The sequence below is a fragment of the Microbacterium sp. Z12_35 genome, assembly GCF_058310475.1.
The window spans coordinates 14,886-40,311 of record NZ_JBZEGJ010000004.1 but is presented as its reverse complement, the minus strand read 5'-3'; the positions used below and the strand labels follow the sequence as shown (position 1 = coordinate 40,311).

Below are 25,426 nucleotides of genomic sequence, written 5' to 3'. Positions count from 1 at the left end.
ACTCATAATCGTGAGGTCGCGGGTTCAAGCCCCGCTCCTGCTACAGGTCCTCTTTCCCAGTCGCTGATTGGGGAGAGGGCCTTTGTCATTCCCGGGTATTTCGCCCCGCAATTACGCGGGTGTAGCCGACACTGTAGCCGATCGTGCGAAGACGCTACATCGGGGGAGTGTCCGACCGGCGGCGGATAACCCGGTGCGCGGTGATCGGATCATGCGCGAGCCCCTCGGCGTTCTCGACCGCTCGATGGAGCAGCTGGTAATACCTGGGCGGGTTGATCCCGAACGCCCGGATGATCGCTTCCTCCTTCACGCCGGAATGGCGAGGCCACGTCGACTCGAAGTCGAGGAGCTCGGCTGGGGTAGGCATCGGTGGATAGTTTCCTCGGGGGTTCCGACATCGGCGTACTCTCCCGGCATGGACGGGCTCGAGGTGGCAGCGTGGCCGCACTGTGCGAACTGCGGGACGGTGTTACGGCCGGTCGCCGGCGGGTGGTGGTGCAACTCGTGTCACGTCGCCGTCGTGGGAGTGTGATGTCGGCGGTGTCGTTTTAGGATCGGGGGTGGCCGGAGATAGGGAGCGCCGGCCATGACGTCGAATAAGCGGTACGCGGTGCAGATTGATGCGATGCAGGATGCACGCCTCGCCGCGTCCACCCCCGGCCCGCAAACCCTCCCCCAGGAGGCGTACGGGACCCGGCCCATCGACTGGTCTGGTGCGCGCTCTCCGGTGTGGGTGTGGGTGCATTTCCCCGACGTGCAGCCCGCGCAACGCCGCAAGGGCTACGTCAAGGGCTCGAATGATCGGGTCTGCGTTGTCTGGGTCGACGGGCCCGGTGGTGGGTGGGAGATCGTCGTCTGGCGTAACGCGGTCACCCACCGCACCGCGGCGGTCTAGACCGCGATCCGGTCGGCGATCGCTGACATGTGCGACGCGAGCTTGTAAGCGGCGTGGCGGTCGAGGTTGTGCCGGTTCCGGTCGTACCGGTCCACCATCCGCGGGTCCGCCCACCGACCGAACGCCTGCACGTCACGCACGCTCGCGCCTGCGTCCAGCGCGGCGGTCGCGGCCGCATGGCGCAGCTGGTGCGGGTGGATGTGGCCCAGCCCGCACTGCCGACCGAGGACCTCGATACGCCGGTACGCGTCGTGCCGGGTCATCTGGCGCCCGGTGCGGGTGGTGAGCAGCGGACCCTCTCTCCGGTCGCCTGCAGCGGCGTCGAGGATGCGGAACACGAGCGGCGGCAGCGGGATGGTCGCGGGCTTCCCGCCCTTCCCGACGAGGTGCAGCACCCGGTGTCCGCGCTCGTACCCGGAGTAGTCCTCGATCCGTACACCGACCGCCTCCGACACACGCAGCCCCAGGAGGCCCAGGAGCGCCACGAGCGCGGTGTGCTGCGGTGAACGGGTCTGCGCGTGCAGGAGTAGCTTCTCGACGTCGTGGGAGGACAGGCGGGTGAGGCGGTTGTCGTCGTAGTAGACCTTCGGCCGGCGGACCATGACGGTCGGGTCCGCGGTGATCCGGCCGTCCGCGACAGCGACCTTGAAGAACTGCGACAGCGTCGACAGGTACCCGTAGACGGTCGAGCGCTTCAGCCCCTCCTCCTCGAGCAGGTGATGGACGTACATCTCGATCTCCGCGCGGGTGGCCTGCAGGATGTCCGGGTGCGGGTACCAGGCGAGGAAGCGGGCAAGAGCGAAGTGCTCCGACCGGCGGGAGTCACCCGAGTAGCGGGCGAGAAACGTGGTGATCGCGGCATCCGTCTCGGTGAGTGCGACGAGAGGGCGCGCGGGGGTACGGTGTTGCATGGTCGTCTCCAGGTAGTGCTGGTTTCGGCTAGCCCTCGTCCGCGGTTGCCGCCGCGGCGAGGGCGCTCCCATCTTCGGGAGACGACGATTCTACGCACGACAAAACGCCCCCGGCAAGCATCCGTAGATGCAAGCCGGGGGCGTTCTTCTGATCCTGATTTGGCGGAACCCTGACAGGAACAATCTGAGCAAGCGAGCGCCTGTTCATTTGCTCATAGGCGACCCATATAAGAGCGGGCTCATGTTCTGCTAGAGTCCCCCAAACGGGGGACAATATGGCGATCGATCACCGCGAGGACGCGGACAGCAGTCAGAGCGTGGAGGCGCGCCAGCCGCTCGGGATTGGGCAGCGGATCGGTATCGCCGTTCTCGCAATCCTCGCCGCGGCCGTGTTGGTCGTGCCTATCGTTCTGATGGCCACCGCGGGCGATGCTCGGGAGTGCCCGCCAGGCGAGACCGCGCTGACGCACTCAGCCTGCACGCACTAGATCGGGACGCTCTCCGCCACCACGTGCCGGCGGAGGTTCGAGTCGATCCAGTACCGCGCCACGTTGCGGTAGAACAGGCGCGGCTCCGGTTCCGGTGGCGTCCCACCCGTGACGTCGAGAAGGAACGCGGTCATCACGTCGGTTTCGAGATAGGAGCCGTTGGTGCCGGAATGGTCACCGCCGACACGAATGTCGAGAAGGTCGATCGCAGGCTGTCCCGAGTAGTGCTCACGCATTGCGTAGCCGTGGTGGGCTGGGGGGACCGTGTCGTCCGCGGTTCCGACGAGCTGGATCACGTTTTTCCCCGCCCACAGTGACGCGGGACGGGTGATCGGGTCGTACCCGGTGATCGCGGCATAGAACGCCGCCTCTGTGGCGGCGTCGTAGGCGGACATCACCGCCGCCTGGTCGATCCCCGCCTCGTACCACGCGGAGAGGGATTGCACGCCGGAGTTGATGATGCACCCCACGGACACGGGAGCAACCACGGTCGACTCCGTGTACAGCCAGGAGGCCACCACACCGCCCATGGAGCGGCCCAGAACCACTACGTCGCCGAGGTCGAGGACCCCAGCGACATGGAGGTAGGAGTTCTCGTACGCGGTGCGGGCGGATGCGTTACCCCACGATTTGTTGCCGCCGCCGACGCCTTCGATCCACGCCCACCCGTTGTCGATCAGCCAGTTGCGCAGGCCCTCCCATGCGGCGAGGGTTTCGAACTGATTGGAAGCGCCACCGGAACCGTGCGCGTACAGCACGACAGGGATGCTGGCGGTTGCCAGGACCGAATCTGCTACGGCCCAGCGGACGGTGCTCGCGCCCGTCACGACGGCCGAATAGGTGGTGTACGCCGTTCCGTTCGGGGTGGTCGGCATGGATCATCCCCCCAACGTGGTGAAGGACACGTCATCAAAGCGGCCGGCCGGAAGGGCGCCAGCGTAGACGCCGTGTTTGGTCGCTGTGGAGTGCGTGGCGTCTGTGCCCGACCAAACCTCGACACCGTTGATCTCGACGGTGATGTCGTTCCCGTCGAGGGTCACGACCACCTCGTCGGCATCGGTCATCGTCGTGGGAACGGTGAGCGGGATGGTGGTGTTCGTGGACGATGACCGGCGGAGGATCTGGTAGGCGAGGTTGCCGGAGGCCGTGCGGGTGAGTAGCCAGTACCCGGTGTTGTCGACGCACCGCCACATCACGCCCATCGCTCCGGTGCTGACGACGGGCATGTGGACGGTCAGGATGCCGTCCGGGGTGCCTGAGTCGATGACAGCGGGGCCGGTGCCAGAGGGGATGTTCATCCGGTTGGAGACGATGGTGGGTGCTGCTGCGGTGCCGTGGACCACCCAGGGGAGGTTGCCGACCTCGGTGTTCCCGGCTGCGCCGTCTGCCCGGTTGAAGTCGTCCGCCCAGATGATCTCAGGAGGCAGTGGCTCCGCGGTCACGTGGAACACCTGATCGCCGGCCTGCACGTTCACCACTACAGCGTCGGCGGGGGCGGTGGTGATCCAGTAGACGGGACCGTCCCATTCGGGCCGCGCGATGGTGAGCACGTCGCCGATGAACAGTTGCCGGGGCACGTCGCCGGGGGTGAAGTCTCCGAGCGCTTCGGTCACGATCGTCACGACCGCGTTGTTCGCGGCGGTCTCCGGGTTCCCGATCTCCTCGGCTGCGACACCAGCAATCGTGTTCTCGAGGGCCTGTGGGGTGAGCGGCCCACTGCCGGTGACGAGCGCCTTGATTGCGTTCGCGATCTTCGCCACGGATCGGCTATGGGTGGAGAGCCCCGACTGTCCCGGGCTCACCGTCTCCGACGCGTCCGGCAGGGTATTGATGTCATCGGCCATGGGCGGTCTCCTCAACGGGATGGGGAAGGCGGGAACAGTAGATGAGGAAGGCCGCGGTCCCCGTGAGGATGACCGCGGCCCAACGGAGCATCAGCGCTTGCTCGGGACGTTCGGCGTCGTCACGGCCAGGCCGAACACGCCAGCGAAGAAGCTCGTCACAGCGGTGGCCGGGATGAGCCACTGCGAGAAGTCGAGTTCCGGCGACGCAGCGTCGAGGATGCTGGCTGCGGGGAACAGGATGAGCGCGACGCCGAGGACGACGCCGGCGACCTTGCGCACGCGAGGGTCGGCAACGACGACGTTCGGCGTCTGGGTGGGGATGGGATCAGACATGGTGACCTCCTCAGGTCGTTGTGGACGGTTTCGCGCGCCACGGATGGTCGGTTGGGATGGTGTCCTCATCGAGTTCGGCGAGGTCTGCCGGGTTCAGGTGGGGCACGAAGTCGGCGGGGGCTTGACGTACGACTGCGCCGATCACACGCCCCTGTGCGGCGGCGGTTCGCTTGACGGACTCGAGCTTCTGGTTCGTCGTGGCGAGGTCGCGAATCAGGCCCGGCTTCTCCTGCCCATCCATGACGCCTCCGTACACAGCGACGTGGAGTTGGTCGAGACGGCTCCACATCTCCGGTTCGGAAGCGCGGGTGCGGAGTTTCTTGACGACGATGTTCCCGATCCACCCGATGATCGCCACAACGACCAGCGCACACGCCGTCCACAGCACGCCGGTCAGTTCGGGGCTCATCGGCCCACCAATGAGTAGTAGCGGATGATCGGGAACCACGTGAGGATCAGCGGCAACCACGCCAGGGGGATGGAATCCCAGTCCTGGGTCACAGCGCCACGCCCGATGAGGACGATGCTGTACGCCAGGAACACCAGGATCAGCGTGGCGGTCGCGTTCTTCTCGAACCGGTATCTCCCGGTCTTCCATGTGCGCACCACGCCGGCCAGCGCCAGACTGGCGAGGAGCGTGACCGCCATGGCCCAGCCGATCGCGAAATAGGTCCCGCCAACGATCACGAAGCTCGGAACCTCAACGAGGGCGGCATGGATGCCGTAACCGATGAGCCCCAGATACTTCAGGAGGAGTGCGAGGGCGATCATGCCCGGCGCGAGACGGAAACTCTCATGCCCTACCTGTGGTCGCTCCGGCTCCGCAGGTGACGCCCGCCACAGGCGGCGACCGACGCTCACGTGTCCTTCTGCTCACGCAGATCAGCGACCTGCGCGTTCGTGGACGCCGCGAACCCGTAAGCACGGAACACGACCGGCTTCCCCGCCTCGTCTACCAGCGGTTTCCCGTCAGCGTCCTGCGCCTGGATCAGGTGCCCCCACACGTTCTTCGGGAGCGCCGCGATCTCCGCACGCGCCTCCTGAATCTGCGCGTTCGTGGACGCCAGGAACCCGCGAGCCACAACGCCAGACGAGCCCGGAATGTACTTCCCGTTCGCGTCCTGAGGCTGGATCAGGTGGTTCCAGACCGCCTTCGCGATCTCGGCCTTCAGCCACGTCTTGTCAGCATCGTTCAGTGGCATGTCCTCGTCCTCATCTCCCGCGAACGCGGGCTCGTTGCGGTGATGGTCGCGCCACGACTGGTACTCGAAGTGGTGTTGCTCGGTCGGGTCGTTCGGGGCGGTGCGAATCCACCCGTGTTCGGCCATGTGATTGACGAACCCGGGAGTGCGCCAGTCGTCGGAATCGAGCGCGAGACCCCGGCAATGCATCGAGTCGTTCGGGTGCAGCGCCCGCGAGTGTCCCGGGTTCAGGGCCGGCTTGAACCCCGAGTCCCTATACCGGTTCCACGCGTTGTACATCCGCAGCTGCGTGTCGTAATCCGCGTACGTGCGGTTGATGTCGATCCACCGACCCCACGCGCCCTCAGCGCGACGGAACGAAGCGCCCGCCTCCGGGGTGAACTGCACCCCCGGGCGAAGCGTCACAATGCTCGGTGCGCCACCCATGATTACGACCCCGGGAAGTACGGGACACCCAGCGGGATCGCCGCGGACCCGGCCACCCATGCACGGTTCGACCCGGAGAAATGGCTCACGACGACGTTGCCCGACTCCCACGAGAACCCGACCGGGTGACCCGAGGATCCGAGCCCACCGAACCGGATCGCATCGGCGGCCGGCGCGATCGCGGACGGCGTCGCGAACAGGGTCGTGTACCCCCCGGAAGGGATGGCGCCCTGCACGGACACCACCAGCGCGAGCCATCCGTCCTTGATTCGATACCGGGAGCCCGCCTGGTACGCGGACATTCCGGTGGCGTAGGACGTGATGGTCACCCAGCCCGGGTCGGACTCCTTCTCCACCCAGCCGGAACCGTTGTGCACGAACTCGGCGTTCAGGGTCGTGTCGTACCACCGCAGCCCCGCCCGCGCGAAGTCGTACCCGGTGCGCTGCGTGGTGGACCCGATCAGGCGGGTGCCAACACTTGCCGCGTATTCCGCGACCTCCGTGGCGTTCTGTGCCACATCCGGGGCGTCACCGTCAGCGAAGATCGGTGCGCCCGTGATCGGGTCGAAGCTGCTGGCCGTCAAGGTGGACCTCCAAAGGAAAAGCCACCCCCGGAGGAGTGGCGGCATGGGACGTGTTGTCGGGGGTGGTTAGCGGGTTCCTTGAACGCGGAGCGCGCCAGACCAGGAGTCCGGGGACGGGGCGCCCCGCCACTTGGTGAGGCCGCCACCGGGCGCGGTGACGCCGATCCCCCGGCCTCCCGCTTTCAGGTACTCGCCGAACGACGGGGGAATCTCCACCCACCCGCCACGAGGGTTCAGGGGGTATTGCGCGTGGATCCCGGGTGCACCCGACAAGGACGCGAGGTCGTGGAGTCCGAGGGAGCAGTTCCCCGTCTGCGAAATCAACGGCAGGTTGATCCACACGCGGGAGATCGTCGCCGAGGGGCCTACACCGTCACGGAACGCATTGCCGTACACCCACACGCCGTTCGTCGTGTTCCCGGCCCACACCTCAGACCCGCCGAAGTAGTTCCCGTACGACAAGGACCACTTCGATGACGCTGCTGCGAGGATGGTTACGTCGAACGGGGTTACGACCGCACCCGGGGTGGCGGGCTCTTCGGGCGCGGGCGGTGTCGTTGACAACGACCCCACGATCACTTCCATCAGCCAATCGACCGACACCACATCGCTGACGGTTGGCTCGTACCAAGACAGGTACGGCAGCAGATAAGCCACCCCGTCGACCGTGACCTCAGCTTTCGGGGAACCTGTTCCCGTGATGACCCCCACCGGAGACCTCGTCACGGCCGGGCCGATCACCGCCGGCTTCCCATCGCGCCACTCAACCTGCACCGTCATCCCCACCCGCGGGGGGTTGTACCCCACGCAGGGGACCCGGATCTGCGTGTCGCCCGTGTTGATAACGGCGAGCCCCGCTTCCATCCGCACCAGCGTGGCCGTGTGTGACCGCACCGAAGGGATTCGGGATATCTGCTCCCGTAGGCGATCACCAGTCATGTCGCCCCTCTCACAGCGCGCGCGTCACACGCAACGTCACCGTCATCAGCTCAGAATCGGAGAGCTTGTATGACACGAGCCGCCCAGTGAGCGGCTGCTTCCACCCCTTCAGCTCGAGCACGTCACCGAGCTCCACGAGCGGATTCACGTGGCACTGAACCGGTACGTCGTACTCCTGCGACCCCACAGACAGCGCAAGCACCTTCGCCACCGCGGACCGCGCCTGCTCACGGGTCCTCACGAAATCGGACGAGTAGTAACGGGTGTTCTCCCCGTAGTCGCCGCCGACCGCCAGATCACCAATGGTCTGCGCGGCAACCTCCCAGATCTCGTTCCGGGCATCGTCCTCGAAGTGCCCGACGACAACGTTGTAGACGGTAGACGTGTCCACCGAGTACCCCACGTCGGTCACCGTTCCGCGCGAGCCCAGATGCAACTCACCAACCGGGTCGCCCATTTCGTCAGGCACGATCGTGAACGCCCCCGCGGAGTTCACCACAGGGACACCGCCGAGAATGTCGGCGAGTTTCTGCACCGCCTCGATCCGGCCGCCCTGCTTCGGCTCCCACCATGTCGACGCGGGAATCGGAGTGTCCGGCACTGTCTCTACGACCGGCATGCCCGTGATGCGGCGGATCTCATTCCAGCAGGAGTCCAACGAGTGGGGCTGCTCCGCAGATCGGAACCCCCACCGTCGGACCCGCTCCTCCAGTGAGGAGAACTGCACCGCCACCCGGGAAGCAACCACCCGGTCGACACCGTTCACTGTCGCCGTCACATCCGACGCCGAAGTCACCGTCGTCAGGTCAAACAACCCCAGACTCACGGACTCTTCGAACGTGCCCGCGGTGATGTGCATGACCAGTTCCAACGTCGCACGGAACGGGGAGAGGACACCCTTCGTCCCCACGGGGACCAGTGACTCGCCGTTCACCGACTCGTAAACGACCACCCCAGACCCAGTCGCGGTGATCTCGTTGTCCATGTCACCGTCCAGCGACCACGACTCCAGGCGCAGCCCCTCCTTGACACGGTCAGACCCGTGGAACACATTCACGGTCACCGAACGGACAAACGACCCCGTGAGGGCGTCCAGAAGCGCTTCACTATGACGACGCATGTCACGCACCTCCCGTGCCGGCCAGCGAGTAGTCACGGTTCACATCGGCGTTGCGAAGGTACGCGGCGTTCAGCGCCGCGTTCGTCGCGTAGTACGCGTTCAGATCCGCGTTCGTCAGGAGCGGGATGAACAGCCCCGGGATGGGCGGTGCGACCTCGTCACCCACCATCAACTGGCGGGTGTCTTCCCCACCCCAGAACACGTTGATCGATTCCTCAACGATGTCCTGCACACCCAGGAACATCGGCTGCGGGATGCGGAGACGCTGCTCATCCCCACCCAGGCGGACGCAGATCACCGGGGGCAGGTTGTTCGTCTCATCCCCGACCAACGCCTGCACCTTGTCGGCGTCCTCGAGCGTGAAGACGCGCACATCGAACCGCAGCCGTGACACCCCGCGGCGGGGTTCTGTCAGCATCACACCCACGCGCCGGCCCAACGGGTACGACACCGCCCCCGGGACAGGCCGGGACAGGGTCTCACCCGTCCCGCCGGACAGAACCACCGCGACCGCACCCTCGGGGCGCAGCGGGTTATGCAGCCACGTCACCGGGGACACCAGGCCAACACCGGTAGAGACCACGCCGCCGGGGAACATGTCGTCGCCGGGGAAGATGTCGTCCTCCGGGAACGCGTCGTCCATGATCTCGAAGTGCTCACCCATCGTGGCGGGATCGGTGAACCCCAACGACAACCCGGCGGCGTCGAACATCTCCGCCCGGTACGTCACCGGCATGTTGAACGGTGCCTCGAAATCGATCCGCGACAACGACCCAGCCGTGCCAGCCCGCACGGCCCCACGGACCTCGTACTCCCGGCCCTTCGCAGTGCGGTACACGGTGACCGTGTCCGTACCCGGTGCGAACTCCTCGAAGAACACCTCCACCCGAGGGCACGGGTCAGCGTCCGTGTAGGGCGTCAGAGTCGGTGCGTACGGCATCAGAACCTCTTCCGCTTCCCGGCGTTATCCACCCGCGATGACGACGACTCAGCTACCGAGATCCGCCCGTCGATGATCCGAGCTAGCCCGTCACCACCGATCTCTAGGCGCCCCGTGATGGATGCACCGTCCAGAGATGGGGCAGGAGCGTTGACCCGGATCACCGGGGACGAGGACGCGTACTGGGGCTGCACGTACCCGACGCCACCACCGCCTGCGAAGCGGTGAATCTCACCCGAGAGGATCGCGCGGCGCATCGCGTAGATCGCACCGTGCCCGCCTGCTGCGGCCACCTCGGCGGCCGTCAGGACGTGCTCACCGTTGGATACCCGCGCGATGATCGAGTCAGAGGTGCCAGTACCCGGCCCGAAGATCGGTCCACCAGCAGCGCGGGCAATCATTGCTTCCCCATTGACCTGACGGCCCACCTGACCATCGACGATCAGATTGATCCGGCGACCGTCGTTCGCCCATACGAACCGGTCGATCGTCTGCTGCGCCGCGGCCGTCTCGGCGATGATCGCGAGCTGCTTAGCATCCGGCAACGCGAATACCTTGTCGGCGAGAATCTGTACCTCGTCAGCGCTGTACCCCGCCTGAGTGGCGGCGTCAATGAACGCTTGCCTCTGCGCGCCGAGGGTCTCGTTGTACTTCTTCGTCGCGTCCTCGGCGGACATCGTCGTCTTGTCCACATCGAACTGAGCTTGGGCGGCTCCCTGGGCTGCACCAGCCACCTCCGCGAGCATGGCGGCGTTAGCGGAACCGGAGTCCGTGTTCTCGTCGAGCGAGAGATTGAAACCCTCAAGCGTCCCGTTCGTCTTCTCGAACTCGTCTCGCTGTCGCTGCACCTCTTCACTGATGCCGGCGAGAGCGTCCCGGTAGTTCGCGTTCGCGGTGACCGCGTCCTGGCCGACGCCGTTCGCTTCGTTGATCTTGTCGATCAGCGCCTGCAGTTCGTCGTTCAGCCCTGATGCCTCGTCAGCCGCCGCGACATAGGCCGCTGCTGCCGACTCCGTCGCGTCTACGCCTTCGACTTCCGCGTCCGCGAGGTCGCCGTGACGGTCCTTTGCGCCCTCGAGTTGCTCGCTCAGGTGGTTCAGCGCGTTCACCGAACCAGCGATGCTTGAGTCGAAAGGGTTACCGTTCGCGTAGTCGTACATCTTCTGACGCACAGCGTCGACCGCGTCACCACCCTCATAGAGAGCGTCGGTGAGCTCCTTCTGCGAGACACCCGCCCGCTCCGCGCCCTCGAACGCGCCCTCGTCCGCGAGCTTCTTCGCGATCATCTTGCGGGTGTTGTTGGTCACCGCGCCGGAGAGCTCGTCGAGTGTGTCTGCGAACTCCGCAGAACCTGCGGCCATCTCGGCGTGACGCGTGGCGACGGCTCCGACGATCGCCATCAGCCCACCCAGGGCGAGCCCAGCCGCCCCGGCCTTCAGAGCGACGCCGCCCATGGAGAGGCCTGCCGTCGTGATTGCCGCCCGCATCTCGAGGAACTTCGGCACTGCGAGGAGAGCGGCACCGCCGGCGAGAGTGACCGCGGCTGTTGCCCCGCCGATGACGAGAACGGACTGCTGCACGGACACCGGGAGGTCGTTGTACATATCGATGAGGCCGGTAAGCGCCTGCACCATGCCGCGGAGGGTCTCGTTCGCCGCTGAACCCGTCTGGATCAGAGCGGAATCCATCGCTCCCGACAGCGCTTCGAGGTCACCCTTGAGGTTGTCGAGCCGCTGCCGCGCCTGCTCAGCGGCGAAGCCACTGTCGTCAACCGCTTCGGTCCACTCCTGCACGCCGCCCGCGCCGGCCTGGTAGAGCGCCGTCGCGGCGGTGACCGTCTCACGGCCGAAGATGATGCCCATAGACGCGTCGCGTGACGCGCCGTCCATCTGGCCATACGCCTTCGACAGCTGCCCGGCGGCGTTCTCCAGACCGAGGAAGTTCCCCTGCGAGTCGTACAGGGTGATGCCGAGCCGCTCGATCTCCTGGCGCGCCTGAGCGGAAGGGGAAGTGAGCGATGCCAGGACCCCTCGCAGCGACGTGCCGGCCTGCTCGCCGATGATGCCCTGCTGAGCGAACAACGCCAGGACACCGGTGGTCTCCTCGAGCGAGACACCCATGGATGCCGCCACGGGGCCGACGAACTTAAGACCGTTCGCGAGGTCTTCAACGGAACCCATCGCCTTACCGGCACCGGCGGCGAGGACGTCGGAGACGTGCGCCGCCTGGTCGCCCTTGAGGCCGTACTGGTTCAGCGCCGTGGCGGTAATCTCGGCCGCGCGAGCCACCGACAGTTGCCCCGCGGCTGCGAGGTCCAGAGAACCCGCCAGGGCCCCGGACAGGATGTCCGCAGTCGAAACACCCGCCTTCGAGAGTTCCTCGATCGCCCCCGCGGCTTCCGTCGCGGAGAACACGGTCGAAGCACCCGCGTCGATAGCCGCCTGCCGCAGCAACGCCATGTTCTCGCTGGACTCTTTCGTCGCAGCCTGAACGTTGCTCATCTGCGCGTCGAACTCCGCGAACTTGGCGATCGCCACTGCGACACCGGCTGCCAGCGCGGCCCCGAGCGCGATACCAGCGCGCCCCACGGTCTCCATCGCCTTCTTCTGCTCGGCGAGCTTCGTCGCTGTCTTCGAGCCCGCGCCGCCGACCTCGTCGGTCGTATCGCGCGCCTTGCGCATGTTCGCGACATAGTCGGCGACTACTGCCTGCAGCGTGACTTTGACTGTCCGGTCGGCCAAGGGAACCTCCCGGGTGTCAGATGTGGAGTTGTAGAGTCAGCGCATGCGAAAGCGAGTGCTGCTGGCCGGTCTGCTTCTGTCCGTCGGGCTCACGGGCTGCGCTTCCCCCGCCGCCCCAGCCCCAACACCGACCCCGACGCCGACGCCGACGACCTCTTCGTTCCTGGACGAAATGCGCGAGACGGGGGCGTTCTTCGGATCGAGCGACGAGCAACTGGTCACGATCGGTGAGTCCGTGTGCGACGCCTTGGACGACGGGTCCACGTTCGACGACACGGCCCACTCGCTCACCGTGTCGGGGCTTGAGCCAGATGAGGCCGAAGCGGTGATCTTTGCCAGCGCGCGGGAGTATTGCCCCGAGCAGGAGCGTTAGCTCCGGCGGAACTCGCGCCTCTCGACGGTGACGAAGACGCCGTTCATATTCGCCTTCTCGCCCTTTTCCTTCTTGATCTCGTCGAGCTTGTCCAACCGCGCCTTCTCCGCCTGGTTGACCTTCTCTTCGCTCGGCTTGTACCGGACTGTGACTCCCGACTCGTAGTCGTTCGGGTCGGCGGTCGCCTCAGGCAACCATTCCCCATTCGACCCGGTCATCCGCTCGACGAGGTCAGCCGCCAACACAAGCGCACGCTGGTCGTCGTCCCATTCCGGTTCGACCGTGGACGAGACGAGCCGGCCATCGTCGTCGTAGGTGTAGAAAGTGGTCGGCTCCCACCCCCAGAACCGCTTCGGTGCGATTCCGAGACGCGCGGAGAGAGCTAGTTGGTCACGGAGCGCGACGTTGCTCCGAAGGTTTTTACCAGGGCCTCACGCTTCTGCGCCGGCCCGAACGTGTTGAGCTCCCAGATGGCGTCGCGGATCTGCGTAGCCTCGCCGCCGGGGAGCCGGTCGTAGAGGACGTCCCAGTTCTCCGGGGTCATCTCCACTGGCTGGTCGCCGTCGAGACGGTGCCCGAACGCCTGGCCGGTGAGCTTGTCGCGGTACCGCGCGGCGGCCTCGCAGACGGCGTCCCAGTTGAACCCGTAGAACTTGTCGATCTCGGATTCGAGCCGCACGTCATGGATTGATGTGAGTTCCATCCACGCGCGCGTTGGGAGGCGGGTGAACCGCAGCCAGACACGCGCGTCCTCAGCGTCGTCCTCCAGTCGGATCAGCCGCTCCCGGATCTTGTCAGCCTCCGAGATCGAGCCGAGGCGCGGATCGTCGTCGGCTGTTTCGAGGGCCGCCTCGAGGCTTGCCCTCTCATCCACGATCTCCTCATCGAAGATCACGGACACGTCGATCGTCTTTCGGGGCTTCGCCGCGACCGCAGCGAGCATCTCCTCGAACGTTGCCATTCTGTGTTCCACCGTTACTCCACCGGGTGAGGAAAGACCTGCGGGGGTGCCCGGTGGAAGCACCCCCGCAGGAGATGGGTCAGGCCGCGAGGACGCCCTGGACGATCGGCCCCGTGATGGACGTGGCCTGCTTGATGCGGTGCTTGCCCTCCGTGTTCATGGGGAAGATCTGCGACCCGAGCGTCACCGGGACGACGATGACCTTCTGGGACGCAGCGGCGAGAGTCCCGTTGGGCACCCCACGCCGGATCACGAAGTACCCCGGCTTGGTCTTGGCGGGCGGGGTCGGCTTGAGCACGACCGCAGCCGACGACGTGTTGTCCGAGTCGACGTACTCCAGCGTGCCGAGGGTGTCGGTCCGCTTGCCCAGCGACTCCAGGTCGACCTCGAGGCCGAGGCGCGGGTCGCTGTTCTTCGTCTGGTCGCCGTCGAGCGGGAACCCGCCCGGGGTGAACGAGTGCGTCACCCGGAACGCGCCAGTGCCACCGAGCTCCGTGGCGGCCTTCGGCGCGGCGAGGTCGGCGATCGCCGGCACCCACCAGATGACGAGGGTCCCGTCGACATCGATGGCCGCGGGGACCACATCAGCTACATCAACCATGGTTTCTCCTTCGTGCGTTGAGCCCTGACGGAGAAACCCGCAGGACCGGGTTACCCGCGGGATTGCGGGTGGAATGGAAAAGGCCCCGCCGAATGGCAGGGCCTCAAGTAGTTGGGGTTACGCGGGTTCGCTCGTGAAGGCGAGTTCGACGATGGCGTACGGCACCGCAGGGGTGGTGTCGTAGTCCCACTGCACGGGGACCGGCTCCGACCATGTGAGGTCCGACGTCACCTCGCCGGCGACTGTCGGCGGGATGCCGCGGCCATTCACGACGAACTTCGCCTTGACCGCGTCCCTGATCGTCTCGACGTTGTCCACTGACGACCCGACGATGTGAAGGGTGAATCGGGGATGCTGGGTCACGCGAGGCCCGGCGAGGCGCTCCTGCGTGTCTGTGCCGCCCGCCGGGTGGATGAGGACGAGCGGTGGCGCAGAGATCGCTCCTGTGGACGTGCGCGGCGCAATCCCGAGGTAGGTCTTCGTCGCGAGGGCGGTGATCTCCTGGATGCGTGCCTTCACGGCCTGCGTGTGGAACCTCACGACAGGTTCCCGTCCTTCAGGGTGTCGCCGGCGGCGAGCCCGATTCCCTTGACGTAGTCGTCCACGTTCTCCTCGAGCGACGCGAGCCCGAACCCGCGGGGCGCGACCGTCGGGGACCCGAACTCCGAGATGTTGCCGAGGTTTCCCTGGCCGGCCTTGTCGAACCCGACCTCACCCTCGACCCCACCGGGGCTGGTCTTCACGTCATACGACACCGCACGCGGCAGGCCCGGGAGAGTGGATGATCCCTGCAGCTTCTTCCGCCACGTGTCCTTCACATGCCGGGCGGTCACCTCGACCGACTTCTTCACATTCGGATGCGCAGCGCGGGCGACTTTGCCGAGGTCGGCGGTGAGTTTGTTGATGTCGGAGAAGTCGAAGTCGGCCATGACCCCTCCTCAGGATGTGTGCTCAACCGGGTACCGGCGCGCGGTCTTCAGGGACTTCAGGAAGTCGCCCGTGACACGCACCCGCTTACCCACGAGTTCCGGGTCCACGGATGCGGTGCACTCGATCACGTCGTCCGTGCGCACCCCGACCGTGTTCACCGACGTATGCCAGGTCAGGGATGTCTCGGCGACCTTCACACCCGGGGTCTGCGCCTCACGGGCCTGCGTCATCCCCGTCTGCAGCTTCCCGGCCACGCCCTCGAGGATCGTCGCGAGCTCGGGAACCTCTGTCCATGTGTCCGGGTCCGTGACCATCTCCCCTGTGGGGCGGTAGACGGTGAACGTGTCCGTGTGGAGGGACTCGGCCTGCGCGCGCAACTCCGGGAGGACCGCGGCGACGTCCGACCCGAGGCTCACCAGTCCGGCCTCTCATAGATCGGGTGGCCGGCGATATCGGCACCGCATGAGCAGTACAGGGCACCGAAGTTGAGGGAGCACCAGGGGAGGTGCATGGTGGACGTGCCGACCATGTCGAGGGAGAACGCTCCCCCGTCGTTGCGGAGCCCCAAGAGTGTCCACCACTCCTCGAGGATCACGACACGGCCCTTGCTGGAGTGGTAGGTCCGGGACGAAGAGGCGTCGTCCACGGAGATCGTCACCTGTGTGGCGTCGTCGGGTCGTTTGACCTGGGCGACGACGGCTTCGCGGACGACGTAGTCGACCTTCGCCTCACCGGGCGCGTCCGCATCCAACTCGGCGCGACGGGTCTCGATGAGCATCTCCGCGTCGGAGATCCACATCTCCCACTGCTGCTCCGTGAGCGAGCCTGATTGGGGGGCGGCCACGCCGAGCGCGACCGCGATGTTTGCGGGTGTCACAGCCATGACCGCCCCCTTCTCTCAGGACTTCTTCGTGCGAGCGCTGGTCTTGGTCTCCTCGACCTTTTCCCAGCCCTCGCCGAAGCGGTCGTCCTTCTCGTCAGCGACGGAGACGACTACCTGCGTGTCGGTGTTGATGAACTTCGACATGTCAGCCTCCGATCAGACGTTGGCGACGGAGTCGGTGACCTTCGCGAACGCGTCGAGGTCCATGACGCCCCAGCCGTACACGACCTCGATGCGGAGAGCGATCTGGTTCTTCCGCTTCAGGTCGCCCAGACCGTCCGGGTCACCGAACTCGATAACCTCCACGGGGATGTACTCCTGCACACCCCAGCGGAGCGCGTCCCACTGCCCGACGATCGCCTTGATGCCCGAGTTCGCCGAAGCCTCGGGAAGACCCGAGACGGTGGTGGTCGAGTACGCCGGCAGGCCCTCGAACGACGTGATGTTCGCGCCGAAGCCGAGCTCGGGGTACTTCTTGCGGCCATCCGCGTACCGCGCCGTAGCGACGGTCCACGAGTAGGTCGGGTCGAAGGCGATACCGTTCGGGATGTACCCGTCGGCGATCACGAGGCCCGCGGCCTGCTCGATGACGAGGTCGGGCGTGGTGAGAGTCGCCGTGGTGATCTCGACCGCGTTGGTGGTGGTGCCGATGCGGTCTCCTGCGACGATCGAGGAGGCGACGGTGCCGGCGCGGGGGTTGATGCCGTGGAAGACGCCGAGGTCGAGAGCACGAGACAGCGCCTCGCCACCCTCCGACGCGAGGGTCGAGAGGACGCTGAGCTGGTACTCCTCGTCGGCCCACTTGACTTCCTGGTTGAAGCGCATCGTCACGTGGAACTTGTGGGGCGTGACGACCTTCGAGCCGAAGGTGGCGTTGGTGTCGTTCTTGTCCGCACCTTCTCCCACGAGCTCAGCGCGGGGGCGGCCGGTGAGGGTCATCTGTGTGACCTCGCCGAACCGCTGCGGCTCCTGCCCGGAGAGGGCGGCGACGGCCGAACCGGTCTGCGCCTTCTTCCAGATGCCGGATGCGATGTTCTTCGGGAGCACGAGCCCCGAAGTTGCGAGTACAGCCATGGTTTACTCCTTGGGGTTAGTCGGAGCCGCCGAACAGGTTGCCCACGAATTGGCGGGCGTCGCTGTTCTCGTCTCCTGTGCGTGTGGTCACGCCCTCCTTGGGCGCGACGTTGCCGTTCTTCTTCGAGTCCGCCTGCCGCGCTGCGAGGCGCTGGGCCTGGGCGGTGAGGGTGGCCTCGTCGGTACCGGTGAGGAACAGGTCCGCGTCGGACGGTTCGTCCTTCGCGCCCTTCTCCGTGCTGATCCCGAACCGGGCAGCAATGCGGGTGCGGAGCGCTTCAGCCTTCGTCTGGGTGAGTTCCGATTCGAGTGACCCCAGGCGCTGTTCGAGCGTCTGGGCGGTCGTCTTGACCGTCTCGTAGTCGCCGAATTCGTTCTTCGCCTGCTGCTTGAGGCGGGCGTTGACGATCCGGTTCACCTCTTCTTGCGTGAAGGTCTTGCTCTGTTCCTGCTGCTCTCCGGACTCCGTCACCGTCTCGGTGGTGGCGTCCGTGTTCGTTGCGTCAGTCATTCCGGTATCCCCGTTTCCGTGCCGTCGCACATGACCGCGAAACCGTCGCGTACGGCCCGCCTAGGGGCGGGAAATCTAGTCCGGGTAGTACGTGTCCAGGTACGCCCGCAGCTCGGCGCGCTGAGCGGGCGTCCGGGTCCTCTTGGATGCGAGGTACTGCATCGTGGACGCCTCCGGCCCGGCCGGCTGCCCTTGGAACACGGGCTCAGCGCCACAGTCGCAGTGGGGGTGTGCACCGAACCGTGCAGTGGACTCCTTGTAGACCGCGCCGCGGTCGCCGAGCATGCGGCAGAATCGGCAGCACACGCCAACCACGCGACGCCACCCGACAGAAGCCGGATCCGCCTTACGGTTACCCGTGATCGTGTCCCGGTACGCCCGGGCAACCTCGGGTTGCACGACCTCGGCGAGGCGTTGCTCCACCGTTACCGTGAGCGGCTGGAATAGCGGCTCCGCGGCCCACGCGACCGCGCGGCGGATCTTCACCGTCCGGTCTGCGGCGATGATCTCCGACATGTACGACGACTTCACCCCGGCAAGCTCGCGGCGTTCGTCGTAGAAGTCCGCGGCGAGAGCCCCGGCACCGGCGGCGTAGTAGTCGATGATCCCGGGGACGTTCTCGAGCAGGACCAGCCGTTGAGCCTCAGGGGCACCCTGCAGCCGTCCAGCGAGCTCGTTCGCGACGTCCGCCGCTTCGCCTGAGACGACCGCGAGGGCCTGCCTAGACTGCTGTGGCGACACCATCGGTGCGCGGCCTCAGCGCGGCGACGACAGCCCGTCCGGCGGCCTTCTGCTTCTCCGCCATGGCGCGTTTGATCTGCTGTTCATCGAGCCCGAGAAGTTCCAGCCCGACCTCGGTCTCAGCGAGCCAGGGGACAGCGCCGATCTGCTTCGCGCCGGCGTCCGCCGCAGCGGCGCGGGAAAGGTGAACCGGGTTGCGCCACTTCGTGTCGATCGAAGCCCACGACGCCGGGATCTCGTCGAGGCCGTTCTGGATCGCCAGCGCACGAGTCACCGAACGACGGATCGGGGTAGACCATCCATCGGTCGCGTCTTCGGCCTCAGCGATCAGCGACTCCCGAGCTTCCGAGTAGGAATCAGCGGCGGTGGGGTTCGCAAGGTCGGTGAGAGCGAAGTCAGAGTCGGAAAGGTCCATCTCACGAGCCATGAGCTTCGCTAGTGCGTTCAGGTGCGCCAGGTGAGGCTCCGGGGATGCCGCGTCGAACTGCTTCACGTCAGCGCGCGCGTTCTGAGGGTCCGCGTCAGGGTCGTCGGGGATACCGAACGCTCGCCCGAGGGCGATCTGCCATGACGCCTTCAGTGAGCCGTCCGCGTTCTTGAAGATCGACTCGTCCGCGCCCAGAAGCATCAGCTTCGGGATCGCGTAGATGTCCATGTGCGCTTCGAGGCGGATCAGCGCGCGCAGAGCGGCGTCCTGTGTGGAGATCGCGGCGCGAGTGATCCGAGACCGCCCCATGCGCCGTGACGTGCGCGGGCGGTACACCAGCGGGTCAGCAGGCACATGCCACGGGTGCCCCGATCGATCGAACGCCCACCCGGACGAGTCCTTCTCCGCCGCGATCGTGACGCCGTCGAGGTACAGGTTGAACCCCGTGACCTGGTCGTCTTTCCATGACGTGATCGACAGGAGGTTGTCCAGGCGACGCTTTCGCGCGTTCCACTGGCCGGTCGCGTTCAACGCGTCCTTCGTGTGAACCAGAGCCTTCGGCTCGTCGTCGGTCCCCTGGGTGGTGATCAGGTACGACACCCCATGGATGAGGGAGTCCGTGCGGCCCTGCGATATCTCAGGGATGAGGAAGTTGCTGTCGACGAGCTCCGGGTATCCGAGCGCGTCGAGGTCGCCCCCGGTCCAGATCATCTTCTCCAGCACGCAGCGACGGCCGAGACCGTCCACACCCTTCGCGGCCCACCCGAGAGCGAGACCGATCTTCGCGTACTGCGGCGGGATCACCGTCCCGATCTGCTTCACAGCCCGCTTGCCGTCATACAGCGACGACCGCAGCAGGTTCCGCTTCTGCTTGTCACGCAGCTGCTCGAGGTTCGCGTTCAGGTCGACCGTCTCATCCTCGGAGAGACCATCGATGCGGAGTGCTTCGATCACTAGAGCATCACCGCCGTCCTGGTCCCTTGACGCCGAGTGGGGCGTTCAACATCGTCTTTCTGAGCACCCCAGAGGGCGAGAGTCGCGGCCACCACGGGAGTGATGTCCGATTCGGCGTCTTTCCGGTTCCACGCCCACGCACCCATCAGCGGGCGCTTCCGTGCTACAGACAGGGCCACGTTCATCTGCGGCTGGTCCGTGTGCCGAAGCTTCGGCGTCGACTCCATGACCGCGTCGTAGAACTGCCCGGAAGCGATCGCCATGTCACGGCCCTCCGCGGCGGCGAGAGTCACCACCACGTCGGTGCCAGCGAGATAATTCCGGCCGTTCCGGTTCTCCACCAGACCCGACATCACATCGACGACCACGGCGTGCAGGCGGTTCTTCTCCGCACGGGACTTCACCCACGCGGACACCCACTCGACACCCTTCTTCTGGTCGTCGAGCTCCACATGCCACAGGCCGTCCGCGCGCCGGCCAGCGAGGGCTACAGACGCGATAGAACGGTCCGGGGCTACGTCGATCGCGAGTGTGAGGCGTTCGATCGGCATAGAGGCGGGATCCTTGACGCGGGCCCACGAATCAGCGTCGATGACCTCGGGCGTTCCGGCGGCGTCCCAGATGCCGAGAGCTTCACGCCGGAACGAGTCGTCGTCGGTGAGCTGCTCCCGCATCCGCTCCATCGACTCCACCGGAGTCCGTGAGGGGAAGGAGGGGTTCGCTTTCGCCCACTGGTCGTGGTCGTCCGGGTCGGCGTCACCGTCCGCGGAGAACTCGACGTAGACCATGTTGCGGGCCTTGCCGCTCAACGCCTTCGCGCGACGGTTGGTGAACTCTTCGCCGTTGTCGGTGGGCCGGGGAGGGGTTCCCATGAAGAACAGCAGCGCGCCCGTGGGTTGCTTCGACGCGTTCGCGGCGGGGACCATGTCCTCGAGCGCCTTCTCGGTGAGGATCTGCCCCTCATCGAACACTTCGATGTCCACAGAGTCGAACCCTCGACCGAAGCCGTTCTCCCGGGCACCGAACATGATCACGGACCCGTTCTTGAACCGGATCTCCTGCTCACCGTTGGTCGCGCGGATACCGTCGTTCCGCTCAGGCGCCAGGTGCACGCGGATCTTCTTCCGCCGCACCATCCCCTGCATGGTCTTGAACGTCATCGTCGAGGTTCGGGTCCGGTGCGCCGTCCACAGCACCGTCAGCCGAGGCACAAGCACGCACAGGGCGATGATCATCATGCCAACGAGGAACGTCTTCCCAACCTGCCTCGGGATCGACAGCACCACGCCACCGACAGTCGCCGCGTACTTCCCGTCGCGCCGCTTACCGAGAGCAATCGTGCCGATGCCGTGCTGCCACGAATCGAACGAGACGCCCATCGCCGCGCACTGAGCAACCACCCTTGGCCACGACGTCGAGACGATCCCCTTCGGGTAAACGACGTGACGGGCGACGTCAGATAGCTTCGGCGTCGAAGGCTCCGTCCTCGACATTCGCGCCACCCTCTGCCTCGTCGGACTGTCGAGACATCAGCGCCTCGATCTCCTTCGACGTGATCGAGATCTGACGGTGAAGCGCCGCCAACGCCGGCCCCTTCGTCTCGGGAAGAGAAGCCACCATCTCGGCACGCTGCGCAATCAGGATCTGCACATAGCTGCCCGACTTGATCGCATCCAGAAGCGACATCGGCCTCGGCGGCTCAGGGACCTCGTCAGCCTTGACAGCCCGCAGATTCGGTTTACGAGCAGCCATGGTCACCACCTAGAGGAAACGAAAAAAAGGTCGGGGAGAGAAAACGGCTAGCCCCGGAGGTCCTGGAGGGAGGCTGAGGGGGTGGGGGTCCCGTGGGTCAGTCGAGGGCTCCGCTGCGTCGGATGATGGGCGAGTGGAGTCGTGCCCGTTTGGTGCTGTTGCATCGCCAGTGGGCTGGTTGCGCGTTGCTGGTGTCGTGACGTCCGCCCTTGTCGATGGGGATGACGTGGTCGGCTACGTACGCGTCGGGGTTGGGTGTGCGTGTACCGGGGAGGAAGTAGGGGATCGTGTAGTCGATCGGTTCGCCGCAGAGCCTGCAGTTCCCACCGATGCGGCGGACGTGGGCGCGCATGCGGGCTTGCATGGTGGAGTTGCGTTGCACCATGGTTGTCAGCTGTACCCGCGCCACTCGTCGTCTGCGTCGTTGAGCGCCTCGCAGCACATTGCTGCGGCGAGTGGGCTCACGTACTCCCCACCGCAGAAGTCGCACGGGTACATCTGCCGGGGCATCAGGCGTCTCCTAGGCTGAACAGCCACCGTAGGAACTGGTCGCCGTAGTGCTGGATGGTGAGTGTCACGGTGATGCCGGCGAGGACACCGCCGAGCGTGAGTGCGGTTCTCACAGCAACGCGATTCGGGCGGCCACGAGATGGGGCTCATCGTCGAACTCGGGGTGGCTGCGGAGGAACGCGCTGATCTGGTCGAGGGCGTCGTTGCGGTCCTTGGTCATGTCGCTGATGCAGTCGAGTGCACCGTTGAGACGTCCAGCCCACGTTGTGTCCGTGGTGACCATGGCGTGCCCCCGATCGGGTGGGGAATCTCTCGAAGGGATGTCGTAGCTCAGGTCCAGTCGGTGCGATCCCAGATCGCCGGGGATGGCCAGTTGCGTTCGTAGGTTGCGGTGTTCTTCGCGCCGTCCCACTCTTCGATCTGCGCTATCCGGGCTGACGAGTAGGCGTCGGGCTTGGCAGCTTCGGCTTCGATGTGGTCGCGTGCGGCGATGAACGTGTCGAAGACTCCGTAGACGGTGGAGGCGTCGTACGACTCATGGTTGATGACCAGATAGTGCTTCATGCTCTCCCCCAAGGATTCGAACCTCGACTTCTCGGTCCAGAACCGAGCGCCCTGCCGTTAGGCCAGGAGAGAATAGCGCCCACGCCGAAGCGGCTGCGCTGTGTTCAGTTGTGGGCCGCCAGGCGCTCCCCTGTCGGCATGGTCGACCGCCCGTGGGAAGTGGGCGATCTCCTTCGACCGGCACAGGCCGAGTTGGGGGCATCGGCTAACCGGGAAGAGTGAACCCACGGTCGAGGCACGCGGAGGCGACGCCGCGTGATGGAAACCCGGAGGCTCCCCGAACCGTGGGAAGAGTTGCCCCGCCGACGTCTACGACGTGCGGGATGCCGCGAGGAGGTTGGAGTCGTGCGGCGGCGGGGCGAGAATGCGAAATCCCCCTCGCCTGGACATGGCTGTAGGGGGACGTGACGAATGTACCACGGAATTACACGGTTGTAATTCCTTCCTCGGCGTTTTCCTTCTCGGCGTGTTCGCGGTCCCATTGCAGCGCCCTCGGGGTGGCCCATACGGTTCCGCAGGCCCGGCATCGGGCGCGTGCCCACTCCTCGACTTTGACGGTGCCTTCGCCTTGCCGGTACTCGACAAGGAGGGGGCGGTTGCCCTGCTCTTTGGTGCGGTGATCCCAGTAGAACCAGAGCCCGTCGATCTGCTCCTGGGGGCAATCGGGGCGCGGGCACGGGCCGGGCAGTGGCATGGAACGCCACGGGTCGATGGTCTCCTCGATCAAGGTCTCCCACGATTCGAGCTTCCGCACGCGCCAGCGCTCGTCGGCATCGGGTCTCGATTGCGCGGTCCACGCGGTATACCAGCGCCGCAACTCCACCACCGGATCCTCGGACCGGTCGACGCCGGCTCCCCGCGCCCAGTCGGTGATCATCGAGCGGATGCGGACGAACTGGAAGAGTGCGTCGCTGTTGATCACTCCCCTGGTGAACTTGAGGGACGCGGCCGACCCTTCCGTGTTGCCCATAGCCCCGCTGATCGCGCCCTGAAGTTGCCTGAGGAGCGGCTCGTGGATGAGCTTCACGGGTTTCGTGCCGGTGAGCTTGCGGCGAGGGTTGCCCTTCTCGTCGAGCTTCGGTCTGCCGTCGTCGCCCATGATCGTCTCGTAGACCTCTTGCACGACTCGTGTGTGCCTCGGTTTCGTGAGCGCGTCGACAGCGTCGAGGAGGTCGTTGTCAGTCATGGGGCAGGTGTCCTCCGGTGTAGATGTGGCGGTACGTGGGCTGACGTTCGATCCAGACGTCCTGGCCGCTGTACCGGCTGGCCCACCAAGCGGCGATGATCGCTTGCCACCGACGCTTGTAGTGGCGGCCTTCGGCGTTGCCGCCGCGCGTCCCTTCCCAGACGATGAACGGTCGTGCGGGCTCGTGGTCTTTCTTCCACGCGGCGGCAGCCTTCTTCAGTGCTTGCGCGCGCAGGTAGTCCTCGCGTTGCTTCCACTTCACGGGGTCGTCGTTCTCGTTCCAGCGGTTCATGGGGTTCCCCTTCTGGGATGAAAGAACGCCCACCCCGTGAGACGGAGTGGGCGGATAACGGGTGAGGGTGGGTTCAGTCGTCCTGACCGGTCGAACTGGAGCATAGACGCCCGTCGCGGGCGGGCCACCACACACCCGTCGTCTCGTCGTGGTGCCACACGTCGCCAGGCTCGTGGGAGAAGTTCGGATCATCTACCAGCTCGTGGTCGTCGCGGTTGAGCGTGCACGCGTATGTAGTGCACTCCACCTTCACCGGCTCGGGATGCTGGATTCTCATGAGGCGCCGTTCCCGCAATGGCAGGCGCACCCGCAGGTCTTTCCGACGCAGGCCAGGTGCTGGCCGTCTTCGCAGTCGTAGCTCATCGCTGCTCATCCCTGGTCGAATCGGACACGCGGCGCACGCGCTTCACGTCGCGAACAGTGAGCGGGCGGGCGGGGAGGATGTTGCCTTCCTCCGCATAGACGCCGTTCGCGCGCCGGTCCCCGTCGAGCACCTTCGCCAGCGCTTCGGCCCGCGTCCGGGCCTTCACCGTGTAGATGTTCGCGGTGACCATGGGCTCCACCACTTCGAACTCGTACTCACGCATCGTCGCCCCCATCCGTGTGGACCGGGACCCGCCGGATGGACCACGCGCCCCACAGCGGGCCTTGCGAGTCGACGTACGCCTCGGCGGCCTCACGTGTCGGGAAGGCGAGGGGTAGCGGCAACAGGTCGTGGTGCCCTTCGTCGCGCGCGAGTTCTCCGTCAAGCACGTGAACCTCCCCGGTGGTGACACCGGTCTCGGCGTGCAGGGCGACTAGGGCGCGTAAAGCGCCGAGAACGTCGTAGGGGATTCCATAAGCTTCGAGTGCCTGTCGTTCCCACCAGGGCAGTTCGAAGCTCACCTTGCCGTCGTCAATGGATGCCAGCACGGCACGTGCGTCATCTACAGCGGACATCACTTGCTCCCCTCTGCGTGACGTGCGCGCGGTACATAGCCTGTGGCTTTCCAGGCCGCGCTGCGCGCTGCGGCCTCTCGTGCCTGCTGGCGTCGCTTGGCCTCTATGACTCGGTCGCCGGCGCGCTTAGCGGCCTCCGGCGTCCAGAAGCGTCGCTTGAGGGCTGGGCCCGGGTGGTAGCTGTGGATCGTGCCCTGCACGACGTGCACGACGTATCGACGTCCGAGCCAATCGGGTGTCGAGGCGCCCACGATCGACGCGAAATCTTCCATCACGATGCACCATCCTGTTGATTTGGCCCACGC

At 66.0% G+C, this 25,426-nt stretch carries 39 protein-coding genes and 1 tRNA gene; 3 read left to right on the top strand and 37 right to left on the bottom strand.

The window, feature by feature from the left end:
* Window positions 1–154 precede the first annotated feature (154 nt).
* Window positions 155–367 carry a DUF3263 domain-containing protein gene (locus tag AC4FS1_RS17725; RefSeq protein ID WP_491157196.1) on the bottom strand — a complete coding sequence of 71 codons (213 nt, stop codon included), beginning with the start codon at window positions 365–367 and terminating at the stop codon, window positions 155–157.
* Window positions 368–586: 219 nt separating this feature from the next.
* Between AC4FS1_RS17725 and AC4FS1_RS17720 the strand changes: the two genes are divergently transcribed.
* Window positions 587–895 (top strand): hypothetical protein, encoded by a 309-nt coding sequence (locus AC4FS1_RS17720; RefSeq protein WP_491157194.1) that lies wholly within the window; start codon window positions 587–589, stop codon window positions 893–895.
* Here AC4FS1_RS17720 and AC4FS1_RS17715 read toward each other — a convergent pair.
* Entirely contained in the window at window positions 892–1,806 is a 915-nt protein-coding gene (locus AC4FS1_RS17715; protein WP_491157193.1) for a tyrosine-type recombinase/integrase, read from the bottom strand. The two genes, AC4FS1_RS17720 and AC4FS1_RS17715, sit on opposite strands and share 4 nt — an antisense overlap.
* 275 nt (window positions 1,807–2,081) lie before the next feature.
* Here AC4FS1_RS17715 and AC4FS1_RS17710 point away from each other — a divergent pair, with 275 nt between their 5' ends.
* Window positions 2,082–2,294 carry a hypothetical protein gene (locus AC4FS1_RS17710; protein WP_491157191.1) on the top strand — a complete coding sequence of 71 codons (213 nt, stop codon included), beginning with the start codon at window positions 2,082–2,084 and terminating at the stop codon, window positions 2,292–2,294.
* Here the strand turns inward: AC4FS1_RS17710 and AC4FS1_RS17705 are convergent.
* From AC4FS1_RS17705 to AC4FS1_RS17655, 11 genes are all read right to left on the bottom strand, one after another.
* The gene (locus AC4FS1_RS17705; RefSeq protein WP_491157189.1) at window positions 2,291–3,169 is read right to left on the bottom strand and encodes an alpha/beta hydrolase family protein; all 879 of its coding nucleotides are present in this window, start codon (window positions 3,167–3,169) and stop codon (window positions 2,291–2,293) included. The genes AC4FS1_RS17710 and AC4FS1_RS17705 overlap by 4 nt on opposite strands.
* A gap of 3 nt (window positions 3,170–3,172) precedes the next feature.
* Window positions 3,173–4,138 carry a hypothetical protein gene (locus AC4FS1_RS17700; protein ID WP_491157188.1) on the bottom strand — a complete coding sequence of 322 codons (966 nt, stop codon included), beginning with the start codon at window positions 4,136–4,138 and terminating at the stop codon, window positions 3,173–3,175.
* 90 nt (window positions 4,139–4,228) lie between these two features.
* Window positions 4,229–4,471, bottom strand: coding sequence for a hypothetical protein (locus AC4FS1_RS17695; RefSeq protein ID WP_491157186.1), 243 nt, complete (start codon window positions 4,469–4,471; stop codon window positions 4,229–4,231).
* A gap of 10 nt (window positions 4,472–4,481) precedes the next feature.
* Window positions 4,482–4,880 carry a hypothetical protein gene (locus AC4FS1_RS17690; protein WP_491157184.1) on the bottom strand — a complete coding sequence of 133 codons (399 nt, stop codon included), beginning with the start codon at window positions 4,878–4,880 and terminating at the stop codon, window positions 4,482–4,484.
* Window positions 4,877–5,242, bottom strand: coding sequence for a hypothetical protein (locus AC4FS1_RS17685; RefSeq protein ID WP_491157183.1), 366 nt, complete (start codon window positions 5,240–5,242; stop codon window positions 4,877–4,879). Before AC4FS1_RS17685 ends, AC4FS1_RS17690 begins: the two co-directional genes overlap by 4 nt.
* A gap of 86 nt (window positions 5,243–5,328) precedes the next feature.
* Complete coding sequence (locus tag AC4FS1_RS17680) at window positions 5,329–6,078, bottom strand: M15 family metallopeptidase domain-containing protein (RefSeq protein WP_491157181.1); 750 nt, start codon at window positions 6,076–6,078, stop codon at window positions 5,329–5,331.
* Between the two features lie 23 nt (window positions 6,079–6,101).
* Window positions 6,102–6,683, bottom strand: coding sequence for a hypothetical protein (locus tag AC4FS1_RS17675; protein WP_491157179.1), 582 nt, complete (start codon window positions 6,681–6,683; stop codon window positions 6,102–6,104).
* Window positions 6,684–6,749: 66 nt separating this feature from the next.
* The gene (locus AC4FS1_RS17670; protein WP_491157178.1) at window positions 6,750–7,577 is read right to left on the bottom strand and encodes a hypothetical protein; all 828 of its coding nucleotides are present in this window, start codon (window positions 7,575–7,577) and stop codon (window positions 6,750–6,752) included.
* Between the two features lie 55 nt (window positions 7,578–7,632).
* Window positions 7,633–8,742: a hypothetical protein gene (locus AC4FS1_RS17665; protein ID WP_491157176.1), complete on the bottom strand. Its 1,110-nt coding sequence runs from the start codon at window positions 8,740–8,742 to the stop codon at window positions 7,633–7,635.
* A gap of 1 nt (window position 8,743) precedes the next feature.
* A complete protein-coding gene (locus AC4FS1_RS17660; protein ID WP_491157174.1) occupies window positions 8,744–9,682 on the bottom strand; it encodes a hypothetical protein in 939 nt (312 codons plus the stop codon).
* Entirely contained in the window at window positions 9,682–12,423 is a 2,742-nt protein-coding gene (locus AC4FS1_RS17655) for a phage tail tape measure protein (protein WP_491157173.1), read from the bottom strand. The genes AC4FS1_RS17660 and AC4FS1_RS17655 overlap by 1 nt, the downstream gene beginning before the upstream one ends.
* Window positions 12,424–12,466: 43 nt before the next feature.
* Between AC4FS1_RS17655 and AC4FS1_RS17650 the strand changes: the two genes are divergently transcribed.
* The gene (locus tag AC4FS1_RS17650; RefSeq protein WP_491157171.1) at window positions 12,467–12,796 is read left to right on the top strand and encodes a DUF732 domain-containing protein; all 330 of its coding nucleotides are present in this window, start codon (window positions 12,467–12,469) and stop codon (window positions 12,794–12,796) included.
* On the opposite strand, the gene AC4FS1_RS17645 is transcribed toward AC4FS1_RS17650, so the two are convergent.
* The 24 genes from AC4FS1_RS17645 to AC4FS1_RS17530 form a co-directional block, all read right to left on the bottom strand.
* Window positions 12,793–13,041, bottom strand: a complete 249-nt coding sequence (locus AC4FS1_RS17645) for a hypothetical protein (RefSeq protein WP_491157170.1) — start codon at window positions 13,039–13,041, stop codon at window positions 12,793–12,795. The genes AC4FS1_RS17650 and AC4FS1_RS17645 overlap by 4 nt on opposite strands.
* A 137-nt stretch (window positions 13,042–13,178) precedes the next feature.
* A complete protein-coding gene (locus tag AC4FS1_RS17640; RefSeq protein WP_491157168.1) occupies window positions 13,179–13,697 on the bottom strand; it encodes a hypothetical protein in 519 nt (172 codons plus the stop codon).
* 139 nt (window positions 13,698–13,836) lie between these two features.
* Window positions 13,837–14,358 (bottom strand): phage tail tube protein, encoded by a 522-nt coding sequence (locus AC4FS1_RS17635; protein WP_491157166.1) that lies wholly within the window; start codon window positions 14,356–14,358, stop codon window positions 13,837–13,839.
* Between the two features lie 117 nt (window positions 14,359–14,475).
* Window positions 14,476–14,898, bottom strand: coding sequence for a hypothetical protein (locus AC4FS1_RS17630; RefSeq protein WP_491157164.1), 423 nt, complete (start codon window positions 14,896–14,898; stop codon window positions 14,476–14,478).
* Window positions 14,895–15,287, bottom strand: a complete 393-nt coding sequence (locus AC4FS1_RS17625) for a hypothetical protein (RefSeq protein ID WP_491157163.1) — start codon at window positions 15,285–15,287, stop codon at window positions 14,895–14,897. Before AC4FS1_RS17625 ends, AC4FS1_RS17630 begins: the two co-directional genes overlap by 4 nt.
* A 9-nt stretch (window positions 15,288–15,296) precedes the next feature.
* Window positions 15,297–15,704 carry a DUF6093 family protein gene (locus AC4FS1_RS17620; RefSeq protein WP_491157161.1) on the bottom strand — a complete coding sequence of 136 codons (408 nt, stop codon included), beginning with the start codon at window positions 15,702–15,704 and terminating at the stop codon, window positions 15,297–15,299.
* Window positions 15,701–16,171 carry a hypothetical protein gene (locus tag AC4FS1_RS17615; protein WP_491157159.1) on the bottom strand — a complete coding sequence of 157 codons (471 nt, stop codon included), beginning with the start codon at window positions 16,169–16,171 and terminating at the stop codon, window positions 15,701–15,703. The genes AC4FS1_RS17620 and AC4FS1_RS17615 overlap by 4 nt, the downstream gene beginning before the upstream one ends.
* A 15-nt stretch (window positions 16,172–16,186) precedes the next feature.
* The gene (locus AC4FS1_RS17610) at window positions 16,187–16,315 is read right to left on the bottom strand and encodes a hypothetical protein (RefSeq protein ID WP_491157157.1); all 129 of its coding nucleotides are present in this window, start codon (window positions 16,313–16,315) and stop codon (window positions 16,187–16,189) included.
* A 12-nt stretch (window positions 16,316–16,327) separates the two neighbouring features.
* Window positions 16,328–17,245: a phage major capsid protein gene (locus AC4FS1_RS17605; RefSeq protein WP_491157155.1), complete on the bottom strand. Its 918-nt coding sequence runs from the start codon at window positions 17,243–17,245 to the stop codon at window positions 16,328–16,330.
* Window positions 17,246–17,261: 16 nt separating this feature from the next.
* Window positions 17,262–17,756 carry a hypothetical protein gene (locus AC4FS1_RS17600; RefSeq protein ID WP_491157154.1) on the bottom strand — a complete coding sequence of 165 codons (495 nt, stop codon included), beginning with the start codon at window positions 17,754–17,756 and terminating at the stop codon, window positions 17,262–17,264.
* A 75-nt stretch (window positions 17,757–17,831) separates the two neighbouring features.
* Window positions 17,832–18,500, bottom strand: a complete 669-nt coding sequence (locus AC4FS1_RS17595; RefSeq protein WP_491157152.1) for a VG15 protein — start codon at window positions 18,498–18,500, stop codon at window positions 17,832–17,834.
* The gene (locus tag AC4FS1_RS17590) at window positions 18,478–19,878 is read right to left on the bottom strand and encodes a phage portal protein (RefSeq protein ID WP_491157150.1); all 1,401 of its coding nucleotides are present in this window, start codon (window positions 19,876–19,878) and stop codon (window positions 18,478–18,480) included. Before AC4FS1_RS17590 ends, AC4FS1_RS17595 begins: the two co-directional genes overlap by 23 nt.
* Entirely contained in the window at window positions 19,878–21,278 is a 1,401-nt protein-coding gene (locus AC4FS1_RS17585; RefSeq protein WP_491157148.1) for a hypothetical protein, read from the bottom strand. Before AC4FS1_RS17585 ends, AC4FS1_RS17590 begins: the two co-directional genes overlap by 1 nt.
* 55 nt (window positions 21,279–21,333) lie before the next feature.
* On the bottom strand, window positions 21,334–21,636 hold the full coding sequence (locus AC4FS1_RS17580; RefSeq protein WP_491157146.1) for a hypothetical protein: 303 nt from the start codon (window positions 21,634–21,636) through the stop codon (window positions 21,334–21,336).
* Between the two features lie 91 nt (window positions 21,637–21,727).
* On the bottom strand, window positions 21,728–22,015 hold the full coding sequence (locus AC4FS1_RS17575) for an HNH endonuclease (RefSeq protein ID WP_491157144.1): 288 nt from the start codon (window positions 22,013–22,015) through the stop codon (window positions 21,728–21,730).
* Window positions 22,016–22,249: 234 nt separating this feature from the next.
* Window positions 22,250–22,423 (bottom strand): hypothetical protein, encoded by a 174-nt coding sequence (locus AC4FS1_RS17570; RefSeq protein WP_491157142.1) that lies wholly within the window; start codon window positions 22,421–22,423, stop codon window positions 22,250–22,252.
* A 47-nt stretch (window positions 22,424–22,470) separates the two neighbouring features.
* On the bottom strand, window positions 22,471–22,704 hold the full coding sequence (locus AC4FS1_RS17565; protein ID WP_491157141.1) for a hypothetical protein: 234 nt from the start codon (window positions 22,702–22,704) through the stop codon (window positions 22,471–22,473).
* Window position 22,705: 1 nt separating this feature from the next.
* Window positions 22,706–22,776, bottom strand: a tRNA-Gln gene (locus AC4FS1_RS17560).
* Between the two features lie 352 nt (window positions 22,777–23,128).
* Window positions 23,129–23,890, bottom strand: a complete 762-nt coding sequence (locus tag AC4FS1_RS17555) for a DUF7341 domain-containing protein (RefSeq protein ID WP_491157139.1) — start codon at window positions 23,888–23,890, stop codon at window positions 23,129–23,131.
* On the bottom strand, window positions 23,883–24,182 hold the full coding sequence (locus AC4FS1_RS17550; protein ID WP_491157137.1) for a hypothetical protein: 300 nt from the start codon (window positions 24,180–24,182) through the stop codon (window positions 23,883–23,885). Before AC4FS1_RS17550 ends, AC4FS1_RS17555 begins: the two co-directional genes overlap by 8 nt.
* 73 nt (window positions 24,183–24,255) lie before the next feature.
* Entirely contained in the window at window positions 24,256–24,459 is a 204-nt protein-coding gene (locus AC4FS1_RS17545; RefSeq protein ID WP_491157135.1) for a hypothetical protein, read from the bottom strand.
* Window positions 24,460–24,541: 82 nt separating this feature from the next.
* The gene (locus tag AC4FS1_RS17540; RefSeq protein ID WP_491157133.1) at window positions 24,542–24,769 is read right to left on the bottom strand and encodes a hypothetical protein; all 228 of its coding nucleotides are present in this window, start codon (window positions 24,767–24,769) and stop codon (window positions 24,542–24,544) included.
* Entirely contained in the window at window positions 24,762–25,121 is a 360-nt protein-coding gene (locus tag AC4FS1_RS17535; protein ID WP_491157132.1) for a hypothetical protein, read from the bottom strand. Before AC4FS1_RS17535 ends, AC4FS1_RS17540 begins: the two co-directional genes overlap by 8 nt.
* Entirely contained in the window at window positions 25,121–25,396 is a 276-nt protein-coding gene (locus AC4FS1_RS17530) for a hypothetical protein (protein WP_491157130.1), read from the bottom strand. The genes AC4FS1_RS17535 and AC4FS1_RS17530 overlap by 1 nt, the downstream gene beginning before the upstream one ends.
* Between the last annotated feature and the right edge of the window lie 30 nt (window positions 25,397–25,426).

Excerpts from the sequence above, each read along its gene's own strand:
- AC4FS1_RS17725 (WP_491157196.1), bottom strand. The coding sequence starts at position 367 with ATGCCTACCCCAGCCGAGCTCCTCGACTTCGAGTCGACGTGGCCTCGC.
- AC4FS1_RS17720 (WP_491157194.1), top strand. The coding sequence starts at position 587 with ATGACGTCGAATAAGCGGTACGCGGTGCAGATTGATGCGATGCAGGAT.
- AC4FS1_RS17715 (WP_491157193.1), bottom strand. The coding sequence starts at position 1,806 with ATGCAACACCGTACCCCCGCGCGCCCTCTCGTCGCACTCACCGAGACG.
- AC4FS1_RS17710 (WP_491157191.1), top strand. The coding sequence starts at position 2,082 with ATGGCGATCGATCACCGCGAGGACGCGGACAGCAGTCAGAGCGTGGAG.
- AC4FS1_RS17705 (WP_491157189.1), bottom strand. The coding sequence starts at position 3,169 with ATGCCGACCACCCCGAACGGAACGGCGTACACCACCTATTCGGCCGTC.
- AC4FS1_RS17700 (WP_491157188.1), bottom strand. The coding sequence starts at position 4,138 with ATGGCCGATGACATCAATACCCTGCCGGACGCGTCGGAGACGGTGAGC.
- AC4FS1_RS17695 (WP_491157186.1), bottom strand. The coding sequence starts at position 4,471 with ATGTCTGATCCCATCCCCACCCAGACGCCGAACGTCGTCGTTGCCGAC.
- AC4FS1_RS17690 (WP_491157184.1), bottom strand. The coding sequence starts at position 4,880 with ATGAGCCCCGAACTGACCGGCGTGCTGTGGACGGCGTGTGCGCTGGTC.
- AC4FS1_RS17685 (WP_491157183.1), bottom strand. The coding sequence starts at position 5,242 with ATGATCGCCCTCGCACTCCTCCTGAAGTATCTGGGGCTCATCGGTTAC.
- AC4FS1_RS17665 (WP_491157176.1), bottom strand. The coding sequence starts at position 8,742 with ATGCGTCGTCATAGTGAAGCGCTTCTGGACGCCCTCACGGGGTCGTTT.
- AC4FS1_RS17660 (WP_491157174.1), bottom strand. The coding sequence starts at position 9,682 with ATGCCGTACGCACCGACTCTGACGCCCTACACGGACGCTGACCCGTGC.
- AC4FS1_RS17650 (WP_491157171.1), top strand. The coding sequence starts at position 12,467 with ATGCGAAAGCGAGTGCTGCTGGCCGGTCTGCTTCTGTCCGTCGGGCTC.
- AC4FS1_RS17635 (WP_491157166.1), bottom strand. The coding sequence starts at position 14,358 with ATGGTTGATGTAGCTGATGTGGTCCCCGCGGCCATCGATGTCGACGGG.
- AC4FS1_RS17625 (WP_491157163.1), bottom strand. The coding sequence starts at position 15,287 with ATGGCCGACTTCGACTTCTCCGACATCAACAAACTCACCGCCGACCTC.
- AC4FS1_RS17615 (WP_491157159.1), bottom strand. The coding sequence starts at position 16,171 with ATGGCTGTGACACCCGCAAACATCGCGGTCGCGCTCGGCGTGGCCGCC.
- AC4FS1_RS17610 (WP_491157157.1), bottom strand. The coding sequence starts at position 16,315 with ATGTCGAAGTTCATCAACACCGACACGCAGGTAGTCGTCTCCGTCGCT.
- AC4FS1_RS17605 (WP_491157155.1), bottom strand. The coding sequence starts at position 17,245 with ATGGCTGTACTCGCAACTTCGGGGCTCGTGCTCCCGAAGAACATCGCA.
- AC4FS1_RS17600 (WP_491157154.1), bottom strand. The coding sequence starts at position 17,756 with ATGACTGACGCAACGAACACGGACGCCACCACCGAGACGGTGACGGAG.
- AC4FS1_RS17595 (WP_491157152.1), bottom strand. The coding sequence starts at position 18,500 with ATGGTGTCGCCACAGCAGTCTAGGCAGGCCCTCGCGGTCGTCTCAGGC.
- AC4FS1_RS17575 (WP_491157144.1), bottom strand. The coding sequence starts at position 22,015 with ATGGTGCAACGCAACTCCACCATGCAAGCCCGCATGCGCGCCCACGTC.
- AC4FS1_RS17570 (WP_491157142.1), bottom strand. The coding sequence starts at position 22,423 with ATGGTCACCACGGACACAACGTGGGCTGGACGTCTCAACGGTGCACTC.
- AC4FS1_RS17565 (WP_491157141.1), bottom strand. The coding sequence starts at position 22,704 with ATGAAGCACTATCTGGTCATCAACCATGAGTCGTACGACGCCTCCACC.
- AC4FS1_RS17555 (WP_491157139.1), bottom strand. The coding sequence starts at position 23,890 with ATGACTGACAACGACCTCCTCGACGCTGTCGACGCGCTCACGAAACCG.
- AC4FS1_RS17550 (WP_491157137.1), bottom strand. The coding sequence starts at position 24,182 with ATGAACCGCTGGAACGAGAACGACGACCCCGTGAAGTGGAAGCAACGC.
- AC4FS1_RS17545 (WP_491157135.1), bottom strand. The coding sequence starts at position 24,459 with ATGAGAATCCAGCATCCCGAGCCGGTGAAGGTGGAGTGCACTACATAC.
- AC4FS1_RS17540 (WP_491157133.1), bottom strand. The coding sequence starts at position 24,769 with ATGCGTGAGTACGAGTTCGAAGTGGTGGAGCCCATGGTCACCGCGAAC.
- AC4FS1_RS17535 (WP_491157132.1), bottom strand. The coding sequence starts at position 25,121 with ATGTCCGCTGTAGATGACGCACGTGCCGTGCTGGCATCCATTGACGAC.